We start from the raw sequence: 21,453 nt of genomic DNA, 5'->3' as shown, positions 1-21,453 counted from the left end.
CTTAGCTGCACATAGAGGCCGAGTTCCGGCGGTTTACGGAGGCTAGCGAACGAGCCCCGATGGGCCGAAGCAGCTTCCCAAGCTGAATACGCGGGTTCGATTCCCGTCATCGGCTCCACGAAATGCCTGGTAACGGGCCTGAAGGCGCGGGACCCGTTCAGGTGAACACGTGTTGGAGCCCGTCGTGCCGGCTGCCGGCCAGCCGAACCAGGGTCTCCGGCGCTTCGGACAACGGCGAGTAGTCGGTGATGACGTGCTCGGCGATGCCCTTGCCGTGGGCGGTCAGCAGCGCCAAGGTCTCGGTGCTGAGGCGTTCGCGGTCCCACATATGGCCGGTCCCGCGCGGCACCCGTCCGATCTGAGCGCAGCGCAGGCTCAGTCCGTTGTGGTGGAATTCCTCCCCCAGGCGGACTTCTTCGCTTCCCCCCGGGTAGAACGCCAGGTCGATGACCGTGCCCTGGGGGCGCACCATGCGAAGGGCGAGCGCCAACGCGCTGGCTTGACCGCGACATTGAAAAACGACGTCGGCTCCGCGGTCACCGGCACCGTGACGCCATCGGCTTTTCAGCAGGACGGCCGGGTCGACGTCGTGTGGATCGACGACCTCCAGGCCGAGGTCGGCCGCGATCCGGCGGCGTGACGGGGTGGGCTCGACGAGGACGACCGATTCTGCGCCGTGCAGACGGGCGAACAGTGCGGTCAGCAGACCCACGACGCCGGCGCCGGTGACAGCGATTCGGCGACCCCGCACACCGTCGCCGAGGCCGCGCACATCAGTGCCATGAATGTCCGCGGCAGCGTGCAGTAGCCCGTTCGCGCAGATCGGCCCCATGTGGGCGGCGTAGATGCCCAGCACCGGATCGAGTGAAGTCGGCAGCGTGACGAAACGGTCGGTCAGCGCGTCAGCGCGGTAGGCGCTGCGATGCCCGTAGGTCATGGCGGCGAGGTCACCTGCCTGCACTGCAGGTGTCGCGCTTCCGGTGACCCGGCCGACCTGCATGTAGCCGAAACCCTCGATCGGATATCCCACGTCCGAGGTGCCCGGCATGAACAGCCCGAGCTCGGGATCCCACCTACGGTGCAGGCCCGGGTTCGTGCCCTTCACCCAACTGAGGTCCGTCCCTGTCGACAGTCCACTGAAAACGGTCTCCACGTCGAACTGGCCCTCCCGCAGGGGCGGCGGTGGGGGTTCATCGCGCAGTGTGACCACGCCGCTGCGCTCGACCACGACGGCGATCCTGCGATCAGGCATGAAGTCTCACCGGCCGGCCGTCTCTGGCTGAAGCCGCTATGGCGCAGGCCAATTCATGGGTCCGCAACGCTTCGTCGTAGTCGACCAGGATCCCGCCGCGAGCCGCGCCGTTGTCGAGAACGGCGTCGATGAACGCACGATCGGCCGCCCGCTTGGCGTCGTCGGGTTGCAGACTGCGCCGCACGACTCCTCGGTCCGTCCTCGCGACGATCTCGTCTTCGTGAATGGTGACCGACAGGCCGTCAGCATGTAGTTCAAGACCCGCCCGGTGCTTCCAATTCAGGCAGCACGTAGCGGCGACGGTTCCCACCGCTCCGGATTCGAACCTCAGGATCGCGACGGTGGCTCCGTCGACATCGGCGTCCGGCACGCCCGGCGGCGCGGCGTTGGCGTAGGCGTCGACTTCGACGACGTCGCCGCAGAACAGCCGAATCAGGTCCAGCACGTGCGCCGCCTGCTCGACGATCTGACCGCCCGACATCGCCCGCCTGCTCCACCAGGGCACCGGTGGCACGCGGTCGATCCACGACCCCACCGCGAGCCGAACAGGTCGGCCGTCGAGTAGTTCACGGACGAGGTCGACGGCCGCCGAATAGCGCCAATGATGACCGACCGCGGTGACGACGCCGGACATCCGCGCCGTGTCGGCTATGCGCTCGGCAGTAGGCAGGTCCAACGCCACCGGCTTCTCGACAAACATGGCGATGCCTGCGCCGAGCACCCGTTCCTCGATAGCGCCATGGGCATGCGGGGGAACGCACACATACACCGCATCCGGCGACGTGTCCAGGAGTGCCTGCAGGTCAGCTACCACGGCTGCCCCCGTCATGTCGGCAAATGACCGTGCGGCCGCCGGAACCGGGTCCGTCACGCCGATGATGCGTACATCCCCCAGTTGAGCGAGATGGTGTGCGTGGCGCACGGCAACACCACCGGCGCCTACGAATCCGACATTGCAGCAGTCCACAGTTGATCTCCCAGGTCGGCGTCGATGCCGTTTACCCCTGGACACCGGCGCTACTCCACCCCTAGGGGTGGATTTGACGTCGGTGTAAACGGTAACCCGGGTGTCATGCGCGAACGCGATGAACACATTCCGGCCGGGGTGGACCCCGAGGTATGGGCGTGGCTGCCACGGCGGTCCAGTCGCGGGATGTCGTGGACGTTGCAGCGGGTCATCCGGGCCAAAGGCACCAGACGAATCAGCGTCGTGCTGCCCGCCCGCGACGAGGAGCAGACCGTCGGGGGGATCGTCGCGCAGATACGGCGCCGGCTCATGGCGGACGTCAGTCTGGTCGACGAGCTCATCGTCATCGACTCCCGATCGTCCGACGCGACGGCTGCAGTCGCGGCGTCAGCCGGGGCAACGGTGTTTCATCAGGACCAGATCCTGCCCGACCAACCCCGAATGGACGGCAAGGGCGATGCGTTGTGGAAGGGGCTGGCTGCCAGCACCGGCGACATCGTGCTCTTCATCGATTCGGACCTACGCGACTTCACCACGCACTTCATCGTCGGACTGCTCGGCCCGCTGCTGTGTCAACCGGACGTGGTGTTCGTCAAGGCGCACTACCTGCGCCCGCTGACCACCGATCAGGTCACCGTCCCCGGCGGCGGTGGTCGGGTCAGTGAACTCGTCGCCCGGCCCCTCATCAACATGTTCTGGCCGCAGTTGGCCGGCTTCGTACAGCCCCTGGCAGGCGAGTACGGGGGTTACCGAAACGTACTGGAACAGATCCCGTTCGCGACCGGCTACGGCGTCGAGTTCGCGATGCTGGTCGATCTGCTCGATCTGGTCGGGCTGGACGCGCTCGCACAGGTGGACCTGGGCACGCGCACCCATCGTCACCAGGACATCGAAGCGTTGGGGCGGATGGCCGCCCAGATACTGCAGACCGCCAACGCGCGACTCCCGCGTGGGCGCCGCGGTGTCGACGACGCGCCGGTTTCGAGATGGCTCACACAGTTTCGGCACGACACGGCATCTCCCGTGCACCACCAGCTGGTGACCTCCGATGTCAGTGTGCGGGAGAGACCGCCGCTGGCTGACGTCCACGCCGTTGCCGACCTGTCCGCCGCCGCTCCCGCCGCCCGTTCCTGGCCGCTCGAGAATCACCGACCATGACTCCGACGGTGTTGATCAATGCCGGACCGTGGCTGACGGTTCCGCCGGTCGGCTACGGCGGAATCGAGAACATCATCGCGACGCTCATTCCGGAGCTACGCCTGCGCGGGGTGCGTGTCGTCCTTGCCACCGTCGGGCAGAGCACGATCGACGTCGACGAACAGATCCACGTGTTCGACGAGCCGCAGTTCGCCCACCTCGCGGAGCCCTACAACGACGTAGTCGGTGTCGCTGCAGCGCATTTGCAACGCATCGCCGCCGAATTGCGGTGCCGTTCGGACATCGACCTGGTTCACGACCACATGGAGGTGTTGGGCCCGAGCATGCTCGCGACCATGGGCGCCGACCGGCCGACCGTGCTGCACACCCTGCACTGGGATCTGACGAAGCACCGCGCCTTCTACCGCGGATTCGGCAGGCATGATCGATTCCACGTCAACGGTGTCTCCGCCGAGCAACTGCGGCGCGCGCCCGATGCGCTTCGCCACCACAGTCTCGGGCACATCCATCTGGCCACTCCGCTCGCACACCACGCCACACGTCGGCCCGCCCCAGCCGGGAACGGCCATCTCGTTCTGGTCGCGCGGATCAACCGCAGAAAGGGCCAACACATCGCCGCGCGCCTGGCGCAGCGATTCGGGTGGGAGCTGGTTTTGGCCGGGCCGATCGGGCCGTTCACCACGCCGGAGCAGCTGAGCGCCCAGCCGAACGCCGATCGCTGCGCCGACGTTCGGTACTGGCGCGACGAGGTTGCCCCATACGTCGACGGTGAGCGGGTGCGATGGATCGGGAACGTGACCGGGGATGATCGCGACCACCTCGTCTCGACCGCGCTCGCCACCTTGTTTCCGGTGTGCTGGGACGAACCCGGGGGTACCGCGGTCATCGAATCGATGGCCCTCGGCACACCTGTGGTCGGTTACCGCCGCGGCTGTCTGCCCGAACTCGTCGAACCCGGCACGGGATTGCTCGCAGAGTTCGGTGATGAGGCTGCGCTGGCTCGGCTGGTCACTGAAGTCGACAGCATTGATCCCGCCCACTGCCGCGCGGTAGCGGAACGTCGTTTCGCCCCGGACGTGATGGCCTCGGCCTACCTCGAGCTCTACGAGCAGTGCATCGAGGATTCGGCAGCGCGCTCACGCCCCAGGCTCTACGCGTGAGGCGGCCCGTCAATCGCCGGCGTGTTTCGCCACCGACTGCTTGAACGCCTCCTGTGCCTGCGGTGACGAGTTGAACCTCCAGTCGCGCTCTTTCTCGGCCTGGAACCAGATCAGGCCCCGCACCCGCTCCTGCGTGGCGAGGAAGTCGAACAGCCCGTAGATCCAGTCCGCCTTGTCGACGCCCGACTGCGGACCCTCGGCACTGGCCGTCTCCGCGATCACGATGTCGTGCTCACCGTCCAAGCGGCGCAGCCTGTCGAGAGCGTCACCGAAGATCTGATCGGCCGCCTGCCAGGTGTGGCCATCGTCCTCGCCCCAGTTGTAGCCGTCCAACCCCAACACGTCGACGCTGTCGACGCCGGGGAACGCGGCCGCCATGGCGTCGGCCCCCTCCGCGGTCGCGTCGGGACACCACATGAACGAGACGCGGTCGGCCCCGGCCCGCGCGAACCGCTCCCGGATGTGCTTCCATGCCGCGACCGAGTCGGCCGCGGTGTTGCCGTTGACGCCCACCGACCACGGATAGTGCGGTGCGTTCATCTCGTGGCCGACCCGCAGGGTTACCGGCCCACCCCAGGCCGCCAGTTCGCGGGCCCACCGATCCAACCGGTCGTCGAAATCACCGACCGCCACCCGGCTTGATGCGTACGCGGGCTGTTCGACGCCCGCGCCGGGCTGCCAGATCTCGAGCGTGAGCACCGGCTGGGCGCCGGCCGCCTGGATCGACGACAGGTCGGCCACGGGGACGGGGTCATCGATCGCGGCGAACCGCAGCATGTACTGCGGCGACGACTGCGCCATCTGCACGACGACGGGCAACGCGCTCGAGTCCGACTGATTGTCGGGCAGGAACACCCCCCAGCGGACCGGGTGCGCCGCGACGATGCCCGAGGTGTGCTCGACGGGCACGGGCGCGCAGCCCATGGCGAGCAGAAGCGCCGTGGACAGCGATCCGACCAGCAGCCCGTGGACGAAACGCCTCGCCGAAGTCATTCCAGCAGCATTCCCGCCTCGCGGCCGACGACACCAGCCGGGGGTGAACGGGCCGCCGGCTGACAGCGCCTAGCCTCGAGCCTTACCCCCCGGATAGGAAACTGTTGCCGTCCCGCGGTGAACTCTGGCCTCGCGTCGATTACGGAGCGACCCCGGTTCCGCGACCATTTCTTTCATGGCTACAGCGACCCCGGCACCCACCGCCCCCACGGGCGCCCCGAGGTCTTCGCGTCGCCACCCGCGCACCGCCTGCACCGGGCGCCGACGCCTTGCGGTGACCGAACGGACCATCACCGTCCGTGGCGGCGTGCAGCTGGCGGTGCGGGACCAAGGACCCGCCGACGCCCAGGCCACCGTCGTCCTCCTGCACGGTCTCTGCCTCGACAGAGACTCGTGGACCGGCCAGATCGATCACCTGACTAGGCAGTGGGGCGATCGTCTCCGGATCATCAGCTACGACCACCGCGGCCATGGCAGGTCGGATTCGGCCCCGAAGCGCACCTACACGGTCACCCAACTCGCCGAGGACCTCGCCGGCGTGCTGACCGCCCTTCGCGTCACCGGCCCACTCACCCTCGCCGGACACTCGATGGGCGGGATGGTCGCCCTCGCGTACCTCGGCCGCCCTCCCGCTGATCGCCCCGTCGAGCCCACCGGACTGGTCCTCGCCGCGACGGCCGCCGGCCGGCTCACCGAGCGCGGCGTCGCCCGCCTGCTGGCCAATCCGGCGACGAATATCCTGTGCGGGCTGGCCGCCCTCACGCCGCACCGCGCCATCTCTGTGCTCAGCAAGCCGCTGTACGCGGCTCTGGCACTGCGGTGTGACGCCGATGCACGCTCGACACTCTCGAGGTTGTTCGCCGAGACTTCGGCCGCAGCGACGACCCTCGACACCGCCGTCGGATTCCTGCCCGGCCTACGGTCCTTTGATCAACTCTCGACGCTCGGCTCGATCCGCGCCGAGACGGTCGTCCTCAGTGGCGGCGCCGACCTGCTCACTCCGCCGTCGCACGCGCACGAGATGACCGAGGCCATCCCCGGCGCCACACACGTGCACCTTCCCGACGCGGGCCACATGCTGCTCGATGAGGCTCCCCAAACCGTCACCGATGCCATCAGCCGGACTTTCGCGACACGCACCGCCGTCGGCCCACGACCAACTACCGTGAATCACGTTCTCGGACAGCGGTATTCACTGCTCGCCAAGACAGCGTGAACGACGCGGGCCCGGACCCCGCCATCCGCTCCACCGATCCGGCGGTTCGTCGAACTTCGCCTTTCGAGGGTTTGCTGCGGGGCGTTCGGGAATAGTGAGCAAATGGTCGCTGACTCGAGTACGCAGGCAGCGCCGCGGATGAGCCGGCAGGCATCGACCACGGTGTTCATCATCGGATCCCTCGTCGCCGTGCTGATCGCCGGCTGGCTGTCGCTGGTCACCCAACCGACGGCGCTGGTGTCGACGGCATGGTGGCCCGCGGCGGGCATCGCACTCGGACTGGGCCTTCGCCTCCCGCGGCGCTACACCTGGATGCTCGCATCTGCGGTCGCCGCCATCACTTTCCCGCTCCTGATGTGGGCGGGACGGCCGGTGGAGTTGGCGGTCGCGCTGGCGGTGGCAGGCGGAATCGAGCTGGCGGTTGGGGCCGTGCTGCTGCGCGGCCGGTCGGACACCGTGCCTGCGCTGGCCGGCCCTCGGGATCTGGGTCGTCTGCTGATCGCCGTCCTGACCGCCGCGGTCGTCTACGACCTGGTCGGGTCCACCGCCACCTATCTGCTGGCCGACTCGTCGCAAGCCTGGACGCGCCTGGTGACGGCGGTGCCCAAGCACGCCGCGGGCATGCTGCTGCTGGCGCCGCTGTTCATGAAACTTCCCGGCCGCGCGCGTCAGGTACGGCTGCCGGAGATCGTCGCCGAGGTGGCATTGGTGCTCGGCGTGACCGCGTTCGTGTTCGCCTTCACCCCCGGGATGCCGCTGTCCTTCCTCCCCTTCATCCCCTTGCTCTGGGCGGCGGTGCGGCTGTCGACCCGACAACTGATCTGGCTGATGTTGGGCGTCGCGATCATCGCCTACGCCGGCAGCGCAGTTGACCGCGGCCCGTTCGCCTTCGATCGCCTGGGCGAGGACACCGGCGTCGTCGTACTGCAGACCTTCCTGCTGTCGATCGTGGTGGTGTTCCTTCTGCTGTCTCTGGCCGTGGGGCTCGAGCAGCGCACCTCTCTGCGGCTGGCCGAACGGGAGGAACTGTTCCGGACGATCTTCGAGACCTCCGTCGCCGGCATGGTGATCGCCACCCGCGACGCGACGGGATGGAAGGTGACGCGGACCAATGCGTCCGCGGTGGCCATCCTCCCCGGACTCGGCGACCCCTCCACTTCACTGAGCACCCTGTTGGGTGAGGACGCGATCGGCGTGCTCTCCGCAGAGATGGATGCGCTCACCGAGGACAACGCCCGCCTCACCCTGACCACCGCCGCCGACTGCATCCTCAATGTCAGCATGTCCCTCATCAGCGGTGAGTCCACCAGCCGCACCGTGGCCCTTCAGTTCTACGACATCACCGAAGCGGTGCGGGCACGCCGGCTCGAACAGGCCGAGCTCATGCGCGCTGCCGAGGTCCAGCGGGCCCTGTTGCCCGGCAAGTTCCCGAGCACGCCCGGGTGGAGTTCAGGGGCGGTGTCGGTTCCCGCCCGCCAGGTCGGCGGAGATTTCTACGACATCCGGGTGCAGGCGCCGCACGCGGTCCTCAGTCTCGGCGACGTGATGGGCAAGGGCATGGGCGCCGGAATGCTCGCCGCGGCGACGAGGGCGGCCCTGAGGGCCAACGATCTCGACGTCAGTCCGTCCAAAGCCGTCAGCCGTGCCGCCGACGTGATCGACCGCGACCTGCAACGCACCAGTGCGTTCGTCACCCTGACCTATGTGCTGATCGACCTTGCCACGGGTGACTTCCGGTTCGCCGACGCCGGCCACGGACTGCACTTCATCGTCCGCACCGGATCCCACCGGGTGGAGCGCGTGGCGTCTGCCGACCTCCCCATGGGGCTGGAAAGCGGCTGGCACGAGAAGCGCGGCGCGCTGAATCCCGGGGACGCGATCCTGCTGGTCAGCGACGGTGTCCTGGACATGTGGGGTGGCTCGGTCCAGCAACTCTCCGACGCCGTCGCGCGGTGCGCACAGGACTGTGGCGCCGATCCCCAGGCACTCGTCGACGCGCTCTGTGCGGGCGCGAACGTCGATCTCGATCGCGATGACGTGACGGCCGTCGTGCTCCGCAGAGAGCTGCTGGAGATTCCGACGCCGAGGGCCTAGAACACCCGGATCCAGTCGATCAGCATGTCAGCGGGGTAGTTGCCGCCTGCGGGTTCACGACCGCCGGAGCCGCCGACGGCGATGTTGAACACCGGGGCCATCGTGTAGCCCGGGTCGTTGAACGGATACTCCGGCAGCGAGTTCGACGGCACGGTGAAGAACGGCTGCATTCCGGGCTGGTAGTCCTTCCAGAAGTACAGGCCGGCCGGCTGCCACGTCATGCGCCAGGTGTGCCAATCCCCGTCGACCGGGTGCTTGTGGGTCTGGTACTGGGTACCGTCCAGCCGCGCGTGCACGGTGGTGCCCGACGGCCAGTCCCGGTTGCCGTACCACTCCACGAGGTCGATCTCACCGCCGCGCACGGGGTTGTCGTTGATCAACCAGAAGGCCGGCCATGCGCCGTCGGTCAGGCAGTTGAGCTTGATGCGGGCTTCCCATGTGGTTCCGATTCCGCCGCGCCAGTTGCCGATGACCTTCGCGCTGGCGTACTTCTCCTGGATGTTCGCGCCCTCACCGCGGGTGGCGCGGATGACCAGGTTGCCCATCCCGTCCTGGAACACATGCTCCTGGTCGGTGACATAACGACCCATGTTGAACGGCTTGTCCCACTCGACAGGATTCCGGATCGTCTCACGGGCCGGAACGATGAACCACGACGCCGGATCCGGCGGCGCACCGGCCGGTCCGTTGAACTCATCGGCGAACAACAGCCCAGGTCCAGGCTCCGCGGCAGCCACGGGCAATCCGGGTACACCGGGAGGTGGCCCGGGCGGCGCATCGCCGATCACCGGCTGAGCCCCAGCCTTGGGTAGGGGCAGCGCAGCAGCCGCCACCCCGAACCCCAACATCAACATTGCGCTTCGGCGATCCATGCTCGACACCCCCGTACCGTAAACGGAACGGGCGCGAAACTGGGCGCAAACCCCGCCGAAGTCCGTCGCCGGTTCCGCGACAGCCGTCGGCGCGACGGCAGAATCTGCGATCATCCGTGGTTCGTGACGGCCTTAGGATCAGGGCACACCTTCGGCTGTCACGGGGAGATCGGTCATGGCGACACGGCGGTCCGTCCGCGCACTGGTGACGGCCGTGGCCGTGATGATCGCGGTCACGCTCGGTGGCTGGTCACCTCCTGTCGCCCATGCCGACGAGGCCGCATGCCCCGCACAGGTTGCCTCGCTGCAAGCGACCATGGCCAAGATCGGCGAGCACAATGCGCGGGGACTGCCGGGCGGCGTGGGTCCGCCGGAGATCGTCGTCCCGTACAACCGGGAAGCCGACCAGCTCAACGCGGAGAAGGCAGCCAAACTCGGTCAGCTGCAGGCCTGTGCCGCGGTCACCGACAAACTCCGCGCCGGCGGACCCCCGACCAAACCGCTGAACAAGGTTGCGCTGGACAACATCGGCGTCGCCAAGACGAAGGTCCCCAGCGGATGGACCCCTCCCACGCCGCTGCCCACCCTCGGCACCCGGATCACGATCCCGCCGAGCAGCCCGATCAAACCGCTGTGGGATGCGATCAACAAGCAGAAGAGTCCGGAGTATCCCTACCCGAACGTCTCACTGCAGGGCGCGCCCCGGCCGGCGAGCGACGACAGGCACCCGTCGCAACCGGACCGGCCCATCGGCACGAATGCCAGAGGCGGACCGGCGGTCTCGGCCGATCACATCGTGCCCAAGGTGGAGATCATGTATCTGCCGCGGTTCATGGAACTGACGCCGGAGAACATGTGGCTCGTGCTCAACGCACCGGTGAACCTGCAGTGGCTACCCACCGTGGTGAATGCGAAGAACAAGAACTCGCGCTCGGCCGCCGACATGCAGGGTGTCGATCCACAGTGGCAGGACGAGCAGGTCGCACTGCAGGACGAGAAACGCCGAGAACTGACCGAGTTGATCGCGCAACTGGCCGACAGCCAGCTGCCCTAGCGCGGGGAGACTCATCGATGGCCGGAATCGACCACGAGGCCCTCGCGGCCGCGATGCCCTGGGAGACAGAGCCCTTCACGATCCTCGAGCCGGGGGAACAGACCCGCGCGGCGATCCCGCAGGCATGGTGGCCGATAGCCGACTCCTCGGATCCCCGAGACCGCAGGCAGGTGGCGCTAGCCCTCTGGAACGACGACTTCCTGGCTCTCGTGCCGACTTTCGCGCAGGCACTGCATGCCGACCTCGTCGACGTCCGCGTCGTCGAACATCCCTGGATCGGCGCTGCGTCGCTCGACTACGTGGTGGCGGCGAGCGCCGGCGAGGGTTACGGCGTGTGGATGGGCGAGGATCCGGCCACGTTCGGCGACCACGATCCACCGCTGTTCGACTCGCTGCCGCCGCCGGTGCAGACCTTCCTGCGCCGAGTCCACGCCGGTTTCACCACATGGGACCGGGAATCCTGCGGCCTGACCCCGCCCTCGCTCATGAACACGCTGGCCGCGTACTGGGGTGACCCCGAGGACTCCGCCCGGATCGAGTGGTACGAGACGGCAGCGGAAGCACCCGAGATGCGCCGGCTGCTGCGCGTCACCGGACGCGGTCCGCACGGGGATCTGCTGACGTCACCGGACCTGCCCGCCGGCAGTGCGGTCACCTACTTCGAACCCGACTTCGAGCTGAAGCCGTTCGGCGAATCCCTCGACCTGTTCATGACCATGCCGTTGGAAGAGTGACGATGACGTTCCCCGGACCGTGGCCCGGCCCCCAACCGGATCCGTTCTCCGCCCCGCAGTTTCCGCCGCAGCAGCCACCGCCGCCGCCGCAGCAGTGGGCAGGGCCGCCGGGCTGGGGACCACCACCTCCCCCACCGCAGTGGGGATCACCGGGCGGACCTCCCTACGGCGGGCCTCCCTATGGCGGGCCTCCCTATGGCGGGCCGCCGCACGGCGGACCGCCGCCGAAGCGCTCTGGCCGCAAGTGGATCATCGCCGCGGTCGTCGGCGTGCTGGCCGTCGCAGGCGTCGCCGGTGGGATCTGGGGCTACCAGCATCATCAGAGCGAGAAGCAGCTGGCGGGCATCCGCGACACGGTCAGCCGATTCGCTGAAGCCTCCGACACCGCCGATACCGAGAAGATGTCGGCGCTCATGTGTGCCGCGGAGGCCGAACAGTTCGCCGACGGCATGGAGGGCACCGACGACGGCGGGCCCATCAAGGCCGGCGAGCGCCGTGCCGTGAATTTCGGCGCCATCTCGGTCGACGGCGACACCGCCACCGTCGAGGTCACCCGTCCGCCATCGCCGCGAGTCACGCTCAAACTCCTACGCGAAGGCGGTTCCTGGAAGATGTGCAATCCCGCCTGATGTCGCGCGGCCACGAGGCGGCGCTCCCGGCCTCGGGACACTGAGATCGCTCTCAGGTCGGTTGCTGTGTCGAGGATCACACCCGCCCCCAGATCTCGATCGGTAGATGGGTTCGCGACCCTGAATGAATATTCACTTAATGGCCGGATCGTGAACCGACCACCCAACGGTGCCGGCCTCATCCGGCGGCACCCGCGACTTCCTCGAACCAGGTTCTTAGGTTAGCTTAATTAGGGCAGGCTCACCTAAAATTGGTGCTCACGTCCCAGATTCCCGGAGCGGGCGAGTTCGCTCAGATTACGGGCGAGGAGGCCGCCGTAGGGGGCTACCTTTCGCGCACCGGACACGCCCCTCATTGACGCGGCTGGAAATTCCGCGCGAACCGCCGCAGGCGGGAAGCAGCTAAGGCACTCGCTGACGGTTTTGTCTCAGGTTCCTCACAGGCGATTGTCGAATCAAGATCGTCCTCGCAGGTGAGACGTAGCCATTGTTCCTCAGGTAACGCTCAGCTACTGTCCGTCTGCCTGATAAGGCAACCCTCAGTTACTTAGACCAGGAGACCAAGTGCACAAAGCCCATCGCGCAGAGTCGGGGCGGCATGCCGCCGCTTCGCCCTCGCGCGTCAGCAAGTTCCTCGCCGCCGGCATCGCCGTCGCCGGGGCCACGGCCATCGCTGCTGCCCCCGTGTCGCCCATCAACGACGACATCAAGATCAAGGCCCAGGCGCAGGAGCGGGCGGTCGCGTTGACGGCCGCCGCGGACCCGCTCGTTCTGCTGCAGAACTTCTTCGCGGAGTCGCAGCTCAACTTGGGCTACCTCGGCAGCAACGCCACGAACAGCTATGCCGCGGTGGCGGCGGCGTTCGCCGACGCCGACCTGCCCGGCGAACTGTCGAACATCCTCGTGGGCAACCTGTCGGACCCGACGGCGCTGTTCACGCGCCTGTCGCAGTTCCAGTCCGTCTACGGCGACGACCTGCAGATCGCGTTCTTCGGCCGGGAGGACGACCTGTCCACGCCGGTCAACGAGAACTACGACGGCCTCTTCGAGCGCATGCAGCTGTCGTTCACGGAGTTCCAGACGCTGCTGGCGGATCTCCAGGTCTACGACCCGCCTGCGGACGACCCCGACCAGGGCCAGTTCACCAACATGGCGTTCGAGCTGAACAGCTTCTTCGTGTTCGGCGTCCTCGACAACCTCCGCCCGCTGATCGGCGGCACGCCTGCGGGCATCGTCCCGTTGTTCTCCATCCCGGGCGATTTCCTGGGCGGCGAGGTGGCCGGCGGATTCGACGGTGCCCTGCCCGGCTTCGACCGTCTGGACAACCTGATCAACGTGCTCAACGAGCAGACGCTGGTCCGTGCGGCGGTCGGTCCGTTCCAGACGTCGTTCTTCCAGGTCGCGCAGGTCCTGGACGACGCCATGGCGGCCTACGAGGCAGGCGACACCGAACTCGCGATCAACGAGCTGACCAACCTGCCCATCCGCACGGTCAACGCGTTCGTCAACGGCTTCGCGCCCAGCTTCAGCCCGGGCGGGGAGGAATGGCCCAGCCTGCTCGACCCGCGTCAGCAGCAGGCCGGTCTGTTCAAGTACCTGGCGGTGGATCTGCCCAACCAGATCATCACCGCACTGGGTGGTACGCCGGTGACCCCGCAGCTGCCGCCGGCGCCGACGACGCTCACGGAACGGTCCGCGCCCGACGTGCTGGCGGCCTTCGGTCCGGCCGCAGGCACTGTCGACGTCAAGGTCGAGCCGACGCCTGAGGCGCCTGCCAAGATCGACGAGGCCACGACGAAGGACACCGCCGTGCTGGCGGGCAACACCACGGTGCCCGTCACGGTGCCCGCCACCGGCGCCACCGGTGAGGTCATCGAGGTCGACGGCGAGGGCGAGGGCGCTCCTGCCTCGACCACGCCGGTCAAGAAGGGCTACAAGCCCGGTGACGGTCTCAAGGCGCTGAAGAAGGCCGGTGACGACTTCAACAAGGGCGTCAAGAGCTTCACGGACTCGCTGAAGCCCAAGAAGAAGACCACCGAGTCGGAGGCCACGAAGGACGGCGCTGACGACAAGGCCAAGGACGACCCGGGCACCAAGGACGACAAGCCCAAGTCCGACGACAGCGACAAGAAGAAGTCGGAAGGCTCCGAGAGCTGATTCGGAACCGCTGGTAGCGACGGCCCCCTCGGCGACGAGGGGGCCGTCGTGTTTCGACCGCAATGTCGATTCGGCGTCAGTCCAATGTCCATCGAATGTCTGCCGCCGAAATCACGGTCGAGGAGAGCTATACAAGCAGGTGCCGATTCGGGCACCCGCAATTCCGCGGACACCTGTGAGGGAGGGCACCGGTGAAACGCATAGTTCTGGCAGCGATACTCGCGCTCATGATGCTCACCGGCGCGGCATTCGTCGCACCGGCCGCATCGCACGCCGCACCAGGACCGGGCGGGTCGACCGTTCTGACACTGGCGCCGGCTTTCCGTGAACTACCGTCCAATTGGCTTCGCGGCGAGCTCTTCGCCGCACCGAATGTGAAGGTCAAGGTCCCGTACAACAACTTCCCCGGCGCCACCAACACCAACAAGGGCGCCGACAATCTCGACCAGGCATTGCGCTCGACGCCCGGACAGAAGATCGTGCTGGGCCACAGCCAGGGCGCGCAGGTCATCGACGCCTGGCTCCGGCGCTACGGGCCGACGAGCGCCGTGGATCCGGCGACGGTGCAGTTCGTACTCACCGGCGACCTGGAGAGCAAGTACAACGGGTGCGCCAATGTGCCCGACAGCGGATGTGTGGCCGCCTATGGCGGCAACAATTTTCCGGACGACACACCGTTCACAGTCAAAGTGATCGCCCGCCAGTACGACTATTACGCCGACTGCCCGAACGATTTGTCGAATGCGACGGCGAAGAAGAACCGCAGCGCCGCAACGGTGGTCGGCGGTAAAGGCGAGCTCGGTCAGGTGCACGGCGATTACAGCAAGATCGGCTTGAACGATCCCGCCAACAAGGTGTTCGCCGAGGGAAATGCGACCTACATCCTTGGCGCTCCGGCCACCTATTTCCTGCCGATGGTGACGCAGGAATGGACGCCGAACTCTCAGAAGGTCGTCGACGACGCCCGCCTGCGTCCGATCGTCGAATCCGCCTACAGCCGGCCGATGGGCACGCTGCCGGTGCCGCCGGCCGGGTCGTCCTGACGGTCAGCGGAAGTACAGCTCGTCTCCGGTCGGGTAGCCACCGCCGGTGGTGGTGATGTGCACGTGGTCGAAGTGGCCGTATCCGCCGTTACGCACCCCGCTCGGCGTGATGTAGCGCCCGCGCCAGATGGCGTCCTGCATGCCGAACCGCTCGGCGTTCTTCAGGACGAACGCGACGATCTCGTTGCCGAGGGCGATGCCCTCGGCTGACATCGGGTTGGGGATCATCACGTCGAGCGCCAGACCGTTGGGGTGCCAGCGCAACGCGTCGGACCGCACGCCGCCGATCTGGTTGATTTCGGGGAAGGCCGCGCTGATGCTGCGGGCAGCCAGGATGGTCTTGACCTGAAGGCCGCTCTCTGGGGCGTCGCCGGCGTGCAGGATCCGTTCGGCTTTGGCGGTGTCGACGATCCGGTACCGCGACGCCGGGGGCGGCTGGACGGCTACGGGATCGGCGGACGCGGGCATCCACGCCAGCGCGGGTGCGGCCCCGGCGACGAGTTCCATGCCATACGGCGCGGCCGGCTCGGGGGCGGGGGCTACCTGGGCTTCGGGACGTTTGGCCTCGGGCGAGACGTCGGAGCCCGCGGCGATGAAGACGATGGCCGGGGAAGCGAATGCGCCGAGGAGAACCGACACCCGTCGGCGGTCGGCGGTCACCGAATGCCTTCCCACCCGATGCACGATAGATGCAAATTCCAGCAAATGTCACGGTCGAGTCACGGAGTTGTCACGACAACGAATCGGACCTTTCGCATCATTCGACCGATTCGGCGGCATGCCTGCAGGTCACAGCGCCGGCCGCACACGGTCCCCCTGATCGCGGTCGACATTTCTCTCAATGAATTCTTAGTCCAGGCGGTGCGGGTAACGTCACGAACGCCATGCGCCGATTCGTGTACATCGACGGACCCTCGGTCTGCTGGGAGGGGCAGCGGCTCGCGGCTGTCCGGCGGGGTTTCGCCTCCTCGCTGCACGACGCGATCAGCCGCGACATCGTCGACGGCGCCTGGAACCTCGACTACGGCCGACTGTACGAAGCGGTGTGCCCGCAGGCCGAGCGCGGCGGGCACACCTCGCTCTTCGGCGTCCGGCCACACCAGGTCGACACGATCTGGTCGCTCGACGGAGTGGACGCTGTCGTCTTCGACCGGGAGGCGCCGGGCGACACCGCCACGAAGTTCGACGTGATGATCGCGACGCAACTCGTCGAGCACTCCTTCACCGCGATGGAACCCGGCGACCGTGCGGTGGTGATCGCCGGGGACTGCGAGCTGACGCCGGGAGTGCACTCGCTGTCGTCGCGCGGCTTCCCGACCACCGTCGCGTTCTGGGACCACGCCACGGCCCGGGAATTGAAGGGTGTCGCCGACGAGGTGGTCAGCCTCGACGCGGTGCTGGACCGCCTCGGCCGCGGCGCGTGAGGACCTACACCGCCAGGCGTTCCACGCTGACGTCGCCCGACCGCAGCAGTTCCGCGCTCGCATCGATGATCCGGAGCACCGTCCGGCGGTCGCACCCGAGCTGACGGGCGATGGCCTGCGGTGAGTGGTCTCGCTCGTAGCTCAGGTGCAGCACGCCGGCGACATCGTCGGCGGACAGCCCCCGCAGGTCGTCACGCGAGGCGATCGCCTCGGCCATCGACTCCCAGGGCTGGCGCGCCGCGATGCCGATGTCCGCCGACGCCTGCCCGACGGGCTCCTCGGCGAGTTCGGTGACGGTGGCGTCGGCCGCGACGGACGCGTGTTCGTCGTCGAGACCGGCGTCGCCGGCCTCCGGAGGCCCAGGGATGCGGCTGAGCAGGCTGAGCCCGTGCGTGGCCGCCAACAGACTCACCGGCGCCACCACGGCGATCGCCGCCGCCAGCCACGGGTTCATCGGCGCGCCTGCGGGGATCACGGCGTGCAGTGCGTTGGCGCCGACGCTGACGGCGGCCGCGCACGTCAACACGGTCCAGAAGTAGCGACGGCTGCTGGCCTGGTCCTGATAGCCGGCCAGCACCACCACGGCCATCGTCGCCTGCAGGATCGTCCCGTCGACGATCAGCGGCCACAGCCAGGCGAGCTGCCCGGGGACACCGGCTCGCGCCGCCAGGTCACGCAGAGCGGCGAAGGACAGGACGAAGCTCGCGACACCGATCCCCGCGGTGATCACCACCGCTGCGGATCTGGTGAAGGTCAGTGACCGTCGTGACTGGCTCATGGCAGGCGATCCTGCCGAACGCCACCGACAGACCCGCTACCCTCCCGGACCCTGCAACCGGTTGATGAGCGGCAGCCGCCCGATGATGCGGTCGCGAAGACGTGGCTCGGGCTGCTGGACCGGCGGCACGGTGCCCGCGCCGGGCGGCACATAGGCCGGGTTGCCCGGAACGAAGCCGGGTGGGGTGCCGTCGACCGCGGGGACCGGCGGGGTGGCCGGCGGGACGTAGGCCGGCGGCGCGGGGGGTACGTATGCCGGCACGACCGGTTCGGGCAAGCCCTGCGGTGCGGGGGCGGCGGCCGGTGGTTCCGGCGCGGGCGCCTCGGGTACCGGCATCGCTTCCACCGGTTCGACCGGCAGCACCTCGGGCGGCGGAGGAGGTGCCGCGGGCGGATCGACGTCGACGGGCGGTGCGGCGGGCACCGGGCGCGGCGCCGGCTTCTGAGGCCGCGGCGGCAGCTTCGCCACCGGGTCCTGCACCAGGGCCGCCTTCGCCGTCTGTTCCGACGCGTTGGCCGTCTGCTCGTGCTCCGGCGTGGACTGAGGGGTGAGGGCGACCGACAGCGACACCACGAAGGTGACCACCGCGGCGACGAGCACCCCGCCCAGCGCGGCCACCCGCGGCGTGACGAACGGCTGCTTGCCTGCGGGAGTCGGCTCCGCAACGAAGCCGAGGTCGAGGTCGTAGGTGCTGCGGGCCGACGCGAGTGCCGCGCCACGGGCCATCGCCAGGTCGGCCTCGGCGGCGGAGATGACCGCGAGTCCCCCGGCGTCCAGCGATGCGACGACGTCGTCCAGATCGCCGGCCGAGCCGAGGACGTAGACGTCGGCCGGTTCGGACGGGCAGCTGTCGACCAGCGCGGTCAGCCAGTGCGCCACCTCGGCGGCATCACCCGCGCCGAACCGTTCGATGACGTCGACCACCACCTCGTGGGCGTCGACGACCGCGGCCACGGCCGCGTCGGGTTCCACCACACACACGGCGATGTCCTCGAGGCCGGCGATGTCACCGATTCCCGTCGCCAAGGCAGCCGCCGCGTCCGACTCCGAGACCGCGATGACGTTGTCCGCGCCCTTGTCGGCGAGGAGTTCGAGCACCGTCGAGGCGGCAGCCGTCGCGCTTCCGAGCCAGGTGACCCCGATCGCGCGTGGTCGCCGGCCGGGGACCGCGGCGAAGGGTCCCTCGCCGAGAACCGCGTCCACCAGGTCATTCAGGCCATTGTCGGCGCCGTCGAGTTCCAGGGTGCCCTTGTCGACCGTGGCGCCCTCGCCGGTCGCGCCTTCAACGAGCACGAAACGGATGGCAGCCGACGTTATCGAGAGGCCGAGTACTAGGTCCACTGATACGTTCCCGATCTGCTTGTCAGTCGGACCGAGGTTACCGCCGCCTACCCGGGTTGGTGCAATCTGCAACTTCACCGAGCCCGCTACCTGCGGCGATGGGTGGCTACCCTGAGGGTATGAGGCTGCGGAAGGCGTTGGTGACGGTGTCGCTGATCCTCGTCGCCAAGGCCGTGCTGATCGGCTGGGTGGCCTGCGGGCGGGCCGAGATGATCGCCACGCCGTCGCAGATCGAGGCCGGCGCCACGCTGATGACAGCCACCACGTCGGCGACGGCCGCGGCGGACCCCGGGCCCCGGCATCACACCTTGCTGAGGTCCGTTCGCATGGTCTTGACCTGGTAGTCGTCCCACGTCGAGATGTTCCAGTACAGGTACTGCTGGTCGCTGGAAGAGACGTTCGCGGTGGACGACCAAGGATGGATCATCGGCGCGTAGAGCCCCGGCATCTTCGACGAGGTCACGAGCGTCGTCGGGGCCGTCCATGGGCCCTCGGGCCGGTCCGCCTTGCGGATGACCACGTTGTTGTTCTGGTCCGCGTAGAGCATCACGTACTTCTTCTCGTACGCGTTGTACTGCACCGACATCTCGCCGACCGTGGGGTACGTGGTGTTCTTCACCAAGCCGAACCACGACGTGGTGGTCGTCCCGGGCAGGATGGGTTTGGCGGCCGCGGGGTTGTTGTTCACCCACGACGAGCCGTTCCAGTACTGGTACTTGGTCTGGTCGAGGAGGTCCTTCTCGTTGACCCGAGACAGGTAGGCCGTGCCGCCGCGACCGGCCGGTGTGCCGAAGGCGTACACGTATCCGTCTGTTTTCGGTTCTCCGGTCACGGGATCGGTGACCGGCGCACCGCTGGCGTCGACGACCGCGCCCTTGACGTAGGCGAACTGCTGGAAATTCTGGTTGCCCGAGATGAACGGGCGGGTCGAGCGTCCGACGGCGGCGGGCCGTACCGAGGACGCCGGCACCGTGCGCCAGTTCTGGCCGTTGTCATCCGAATACGCGATGGCCGAATAGTTCGTGGTCCACCGGCCCGGGGTGTCCCAGGACCGTACCGACATGAAGTTGATGTACTGCCTGGTCGCGCCGTTGACCCCGGCGCCGGGCACGGAGATCGCGGCGGTGGGAATGATCGTCACCTCGGGTCCGACGGCGTAACCGTACTTCCCGATGATCTCGCGCGAATAGTTGTTGACCGACATCGGTGATCCGCTGTAGGTGCCGGGATCGTGAATGATGCCGTCGTGGACGTACATTCCGTTGGACAGCGTGGTGTCATAGCTGCGGAACAGGGTGTTCATCCGCCAGCCGGTCTGCCGCACCGGATTGTCGCCGTAGAAGGTGTCGCCGAAGGCGATCAGCACCTGGTGTTCGTTCACCGGTGTCAACGGATTGTCGCGAATGCCGTTGTCCCACATGATCCCCAGATCCGTGCCTCCGATACCGAATCTGTCGTAGGTCCTGTTGAAACTGTTCCGGCCGGTGACGGCGGTGATGAGATCGGTGTTGGCGCTGACAGGAACCGGTGTGACCACATTGCTGGTGGCGGGGTCGGGTGTGGCGACCAGCGCCGTGGTGGTGGTCGCGGCAGTCGTGACGGCGGCGCGCGCCGTGGTGGAGACAGCCGCCGTCGACGCCACCTGTTCGGTCTCCCGTCGCGCAGCCACCGCCATCAGCGCCCCGAGCGCCCACGGCGATGTCGGCGCGACCGGCACGTTGGACAGCGTTCCCAGGCCGAGCGCCGCGAGCACGCGGTTCACGATGCGCGTCGCGGGCGCCGGTGCAGGCACCGCAGTGGGCGCGGCCGCCAGGGCCGAAGCGACCTGCCCACCGGCCGCCGTCACCGACGACACCGCGGTGGTGACCGCTGTTGTGACGGAACGGGTCTCGGTCACCGCGGCGAGTGTCTTGGTCTCCGGTTGCGGCCCGGTTGCGGTCTTCTCGACGACGACCGCGCGTGTGGTCACCCTGGGACGCGCGGCCTGGACCTCGATCCTGGTGATGCGGTCGTCTCGTGCGGACTCCCGGGACCGGGCCGAGGACGACGACAGCGCAGGTGGCGCCTTGACTTCGCCTTTGACGACGGCCGGTTGAGCCGGTCCGCCGGTGCCTACGCCGGCAGCCTCGGTGGCGTCGGGGCCACCCGCGTCCGTCTTGACGCCATCTTCGACGGATGTCTCGCCGCCGGCATTCCAGCGGCTCCTGGCGTCGGCACCCGCCGCCTTCAGCCTCTCCAGGCGCTTCTCCAGACGGGACTGCCATGACGGTGACTTCTTCTTCTTCACCACCGGCTCAGGCGTCTTGTCATCTGCAGGTGTCGAAGCGTCCGCGGATTCATCTTTGGCGGCGTCCTTGGTGGTGTCCGTCGAGGAGTCCTGTGATGTGTTGTCGGAGGTGGACGTCTCCTCCGCCAATGCCACCCCGGCACCGCCCGACACCACGGCGATGCCGACGCCGAGCGCCACCGCCAGTCCGCCGACTCGACCCACGTACGCCGATGCACCCATTGATCCGCCTCGAAGCCACATCCCCCGACGGACAAGAGTTCCAGGCGGCACGCGGCCGCCCGTGCACCCAAG

Annotated in this window: 19 protein-coding genes and 1 tRNA gene; 12 read left to right on the top strand and 8 right to left on the bottom strand. The window is 68.0% G+C overall.

Annotated elements, in window-relative coordinates; translation table 11 throughout:
• Positions 1-56: 56 nt before the first annotated feature.
• Positions 57-118 (top strand) — tRNA-Ser (locus H7I41_RS03940).
• 39 nt (positions 119-157) lie between these two features.
• Here H7I41_RS03940 and H7I41_RS03935 read toward each other — a convergent pair.
• Together H7I41_RS03935 and H7I41_RS03930 are read right to left on the bottom strand one after the other, a co-directional pair.
• The gene (locus H7I41_RS03935; RefSeq protein ID WP_264011260.1) at positions 158-1,252 is read right to left on the bottom strand and encodes a zinc-dependent alcohol dehydrogenase; all 1,095 of its coding nucleotides are present in this window, start codon (positions 1,250-1,252) and stop codon (positions 158-160) included.
• Positions 1,245-2,219, bottom strand: coding sequence for a Gfo/Idh/MocA family protein (locus H7I41_RS03930; RefSeq protein ID WP_264011259.1), 975 nt, complete (start codon positions 2,217-2,219; stop codon positions 1,245-1,247). Before H7I41_RS03930 ends, H7I41_RS03935 begins: the two co-directional genes overlap by 8 nt.
• A 105-nt stretch (positions 2,220-2,324) precedes the next feature.
• Between H7I41_RS03930 and H7I41_RS03925 the strand changes: the two genes are divergently transcribed.
• Complete coding sequence (locus tag H7I41_RS03925; protein WP_264011258.1) at positions 2,325-3,377, top strand: glucosyl-3-phosphoglycerate synthase; 1,053 nt, start codon at positions 2,325-2,327, stop codon at positions 3,375-3,377.
• Positions 3,374-4,537 carry a glycosyltransferase gene (locus tag H7I41_RS03920; RefSeq protein WP_264011257.1) on the top strand — a complete coding sequence of 388 codons (1,164 nt, stop codon included), beginning with the start codon at positions 3,374-3,376 and terminating at the stop codon, positions 4,535-4,537. The genes H7I41_RS03925 and H7I41_RS03920 overlap by 4 nt, the downstream gene beginning before the upstream one ends.
• Before the next feature lie 9 nt (positions 4,538-4,546).
• On the opposite strand, the gene H7I41_RS03915 is transcribed toward H7I41_RS03920, so the two are convergent.
• On the bottom strand, positions 4,547-5,530 hold the full coding sequence (locus tag H7I41_RS03915; protein ID WP_264011256.1) for a glycoside hydrolase family 26 protein: 984 nt from the start codon (positions 5,528-5,530) through the stop codon (positions 4,547-4,549).
• Positions 5,531-5,804: 274 nt separating this feature from the next.
• Here H7I41_RS03915 and H7I41_RS03910 point away from each other — a divergent pair, with 274 nt between their 5' ends.
• On the top strand, positions 5,805-6,746 hold the full coding sequence (locus H7I41_RS03910) for an alpha/beta fold hydrolase (RefSeq protein ID WP_264011255.1): 942 nt from the start codon (positions 5,805-5,807) through the stop codon (positions 6,744-6,746).
• 138 nt (positions 6,747-6,884) lie between these two features.
• Entirely contained in the window at positions 6,885-8,840 is a 1,956-nt protein-coding gene (locus H7I41_RS03905) for a SpoIIE family protein phosphatase (RefSeq protein WP_264011254.1), read from the top strand.
• Here H7I41_RS03905 and H7I41_RS03900 read toward each other — a convergent pair.
• A complete protein-coding gene (locus H7I41_RS03900) occupies positions 8,837-9,712 on the bottom strand; it encodes a glycoside hydrolase family 16 protein (RefSeq protein ID WP_264011253.1) in 876 nt (291 codons plus the stop codon). The genes H7I41_RS03905 and H7I41_RS03900 overlap by 4 nt on opposite strands.
• A 175-nt stretch (positions 9,713-9,887) precedes the next feature.
• On the opposite strand from H7I41_RS03900, the gene H7I41_RS03895 reads away from it, so the two are divergent.
• From H7I41_RS03895 to H7I41_RS03875, 5 genes are all read left to right on the top strand, one after another.
• Positions 9,888-10,766, top strand: coding sequence for a hypothetical protein (locus tag H7I41_RS03895; RefSeq protein ID WP_264011252.1), 879 nt, complete (start codon positions 9,888-9,890; stop codon positions 10,764-10,766).
• A gap of 17 nt (positions 10,767-10,783) precedes the next feature.
• Positions 10,784-11,500: a hypothetical protein gene (locus H7I41_RS03890; RefSeq protein ID WP_264011251.1), complete on the top strand. Its 717-nt coding sequence runs from the start codon at positions 10,784-10,786 to the stop codon at positions 11,498-11,500.
• A gap of 2 nt (positions 11,501-11,502) precedes the next feature.
• On the top strand, positions 11,503-12,129 hold the full coding sequence (locus tag H7I41_RS03885; RefSeq protein ID WP_264011250.1) for an Rv0361 family membrane protein: 627 nt from the start codon (positions 11,503-11,505) through the stop codon (positions 12,127-12,129).
• A gap of 564 nt (positions 12,130-12,693) precedes the next feature.
• The gene (locus H7I41_RS03880) at positions 12,694-14,286 is read left to right on the top strand and encodes a hypothetical protein (protein WP_264011249.1); all 1,593 of its coding nucleotides are present in this window, start codon (positions 12,694-12,696) and stop codon (positions 14,284-14,286) included.
• Between the two features lie 230 nt (positions 14,287-14,516).
• Positions 14,517-15,329: a PE-PPE domain-containing protein gene (locus tag H7I41_RS03875; protein WP_264011248.1), complete on the top strand. Its 813-nt coding sequence runs from the start codon at positions 14,517-14,519 to the stop codon at positions 15,327-15,329.
• Between the two features lie 3 nt (positions 15,330-15,332).
• Here the strand turns inward: H7I41_RS03875 and H7I41_RS03870 are convergent, their stop codons facing one another.
• Positions 15,333-16,004: a VldE C-terminal domain-containing protein gene (locus H7I41_RS03870; RefSeq protein WP_264011247.1), complete on the bottom strand. Its 672-nt coding sequence runs from the start codon at positions 16,002-16,004 to the stop codon at positions 15,333-15,335.
• Between the two features lie 209 nt (positions 16,005-16,213).
• On the opposite strand from H7I41_RS03870, the gene H7I41_RS03865 reads away from it, so the two are divergent.
• A complete protein-coding gene (locus tag H7I41_RS03865; protein ID WP_264011246.1) occupies positions 16,214-16,753 on the top strand; it encodes an NYN domain-containing protein in 540 nt (179 codons plus the stop codon).
• A 4-nt stretch (positions 16,754-16,757) separates the two neighbouring features.
• Here H7I41_RS03865 and H7I41_RS03860 read toward each other — a convergent pair whose 3' ends face one another.
• Positions 16,758-17,531 carry a DUF2637 domain-containing protein gene (locus H7I41_RS03860; RefSeq protein WP_264011245.1) on the bottom strand — a complete coding sequence of 258 codons (774 nt, stop codon included), beginning with the start codon at positions 17,529-17,531 and terminating at the stop codon, positions 16,758-16,760.
• 36 nt (positions 17,532-17,567) lie between these two features.
• Positions 17,568-18,872 (bottom strand): DUF7159 family protein, encoded by a 1,305-nt coding sequence (locus tag H7I41_RS03855; protein ID WP_264011244.1) that lies wholly within the window; start codon positions 18,870-18,872, stop codon positions 17,568-17,570.
• A gap of 119 nt (positions 18,873-18,991) precedes the next feature.
• Here H7I41_RS03855 and H7I41_RS03850 point away from each other — a divergent pair, with 119 nt between their 5' ends.
• Positions 18,992-19,216, top strand: coding sequence for a hypothetical protein (locus H7I41_RS03850; protein WP_264011243.1), 225 nt, complete (start codon positions 18,992-18,994; stop codon positions 19,214-19,216).
• Here H7I41_RS03850 and H7I41_RS03845 read toward each other — a convergent pair.
• Complete coding sequence (locus H7I41_RS03845; protein ID WP_264011242.1) at positions 19,174-21,381, bottom strand: glycoside hydrolase family 183 protein; 2,208 nt, start codon at positions 21,379-21,381, stop codon at positions 19,174-19,176. The two genes, H7I41_RS03850 and H7I41_RS03845, sit on opposite strands and share 43 nt — an antisense overlap.
• Positions 21,382-21,453 lie beyond the last annotated feature (72 nt).

It is taken from the genome of [Mycobacterium] manitobense, from assembly GCF_025821665.1.
GTDB classification, from domain to species: domain Bacteria; phylum Actinomycetota; class Actinomycetes; order Mycobacteriales; family Mycobacteriaceae; genus Mycobacterium; species Mycobacterium arseniciresistens.
This window is presented reverse-complemented; position numbering and strand designations above follow the sequence as displayed.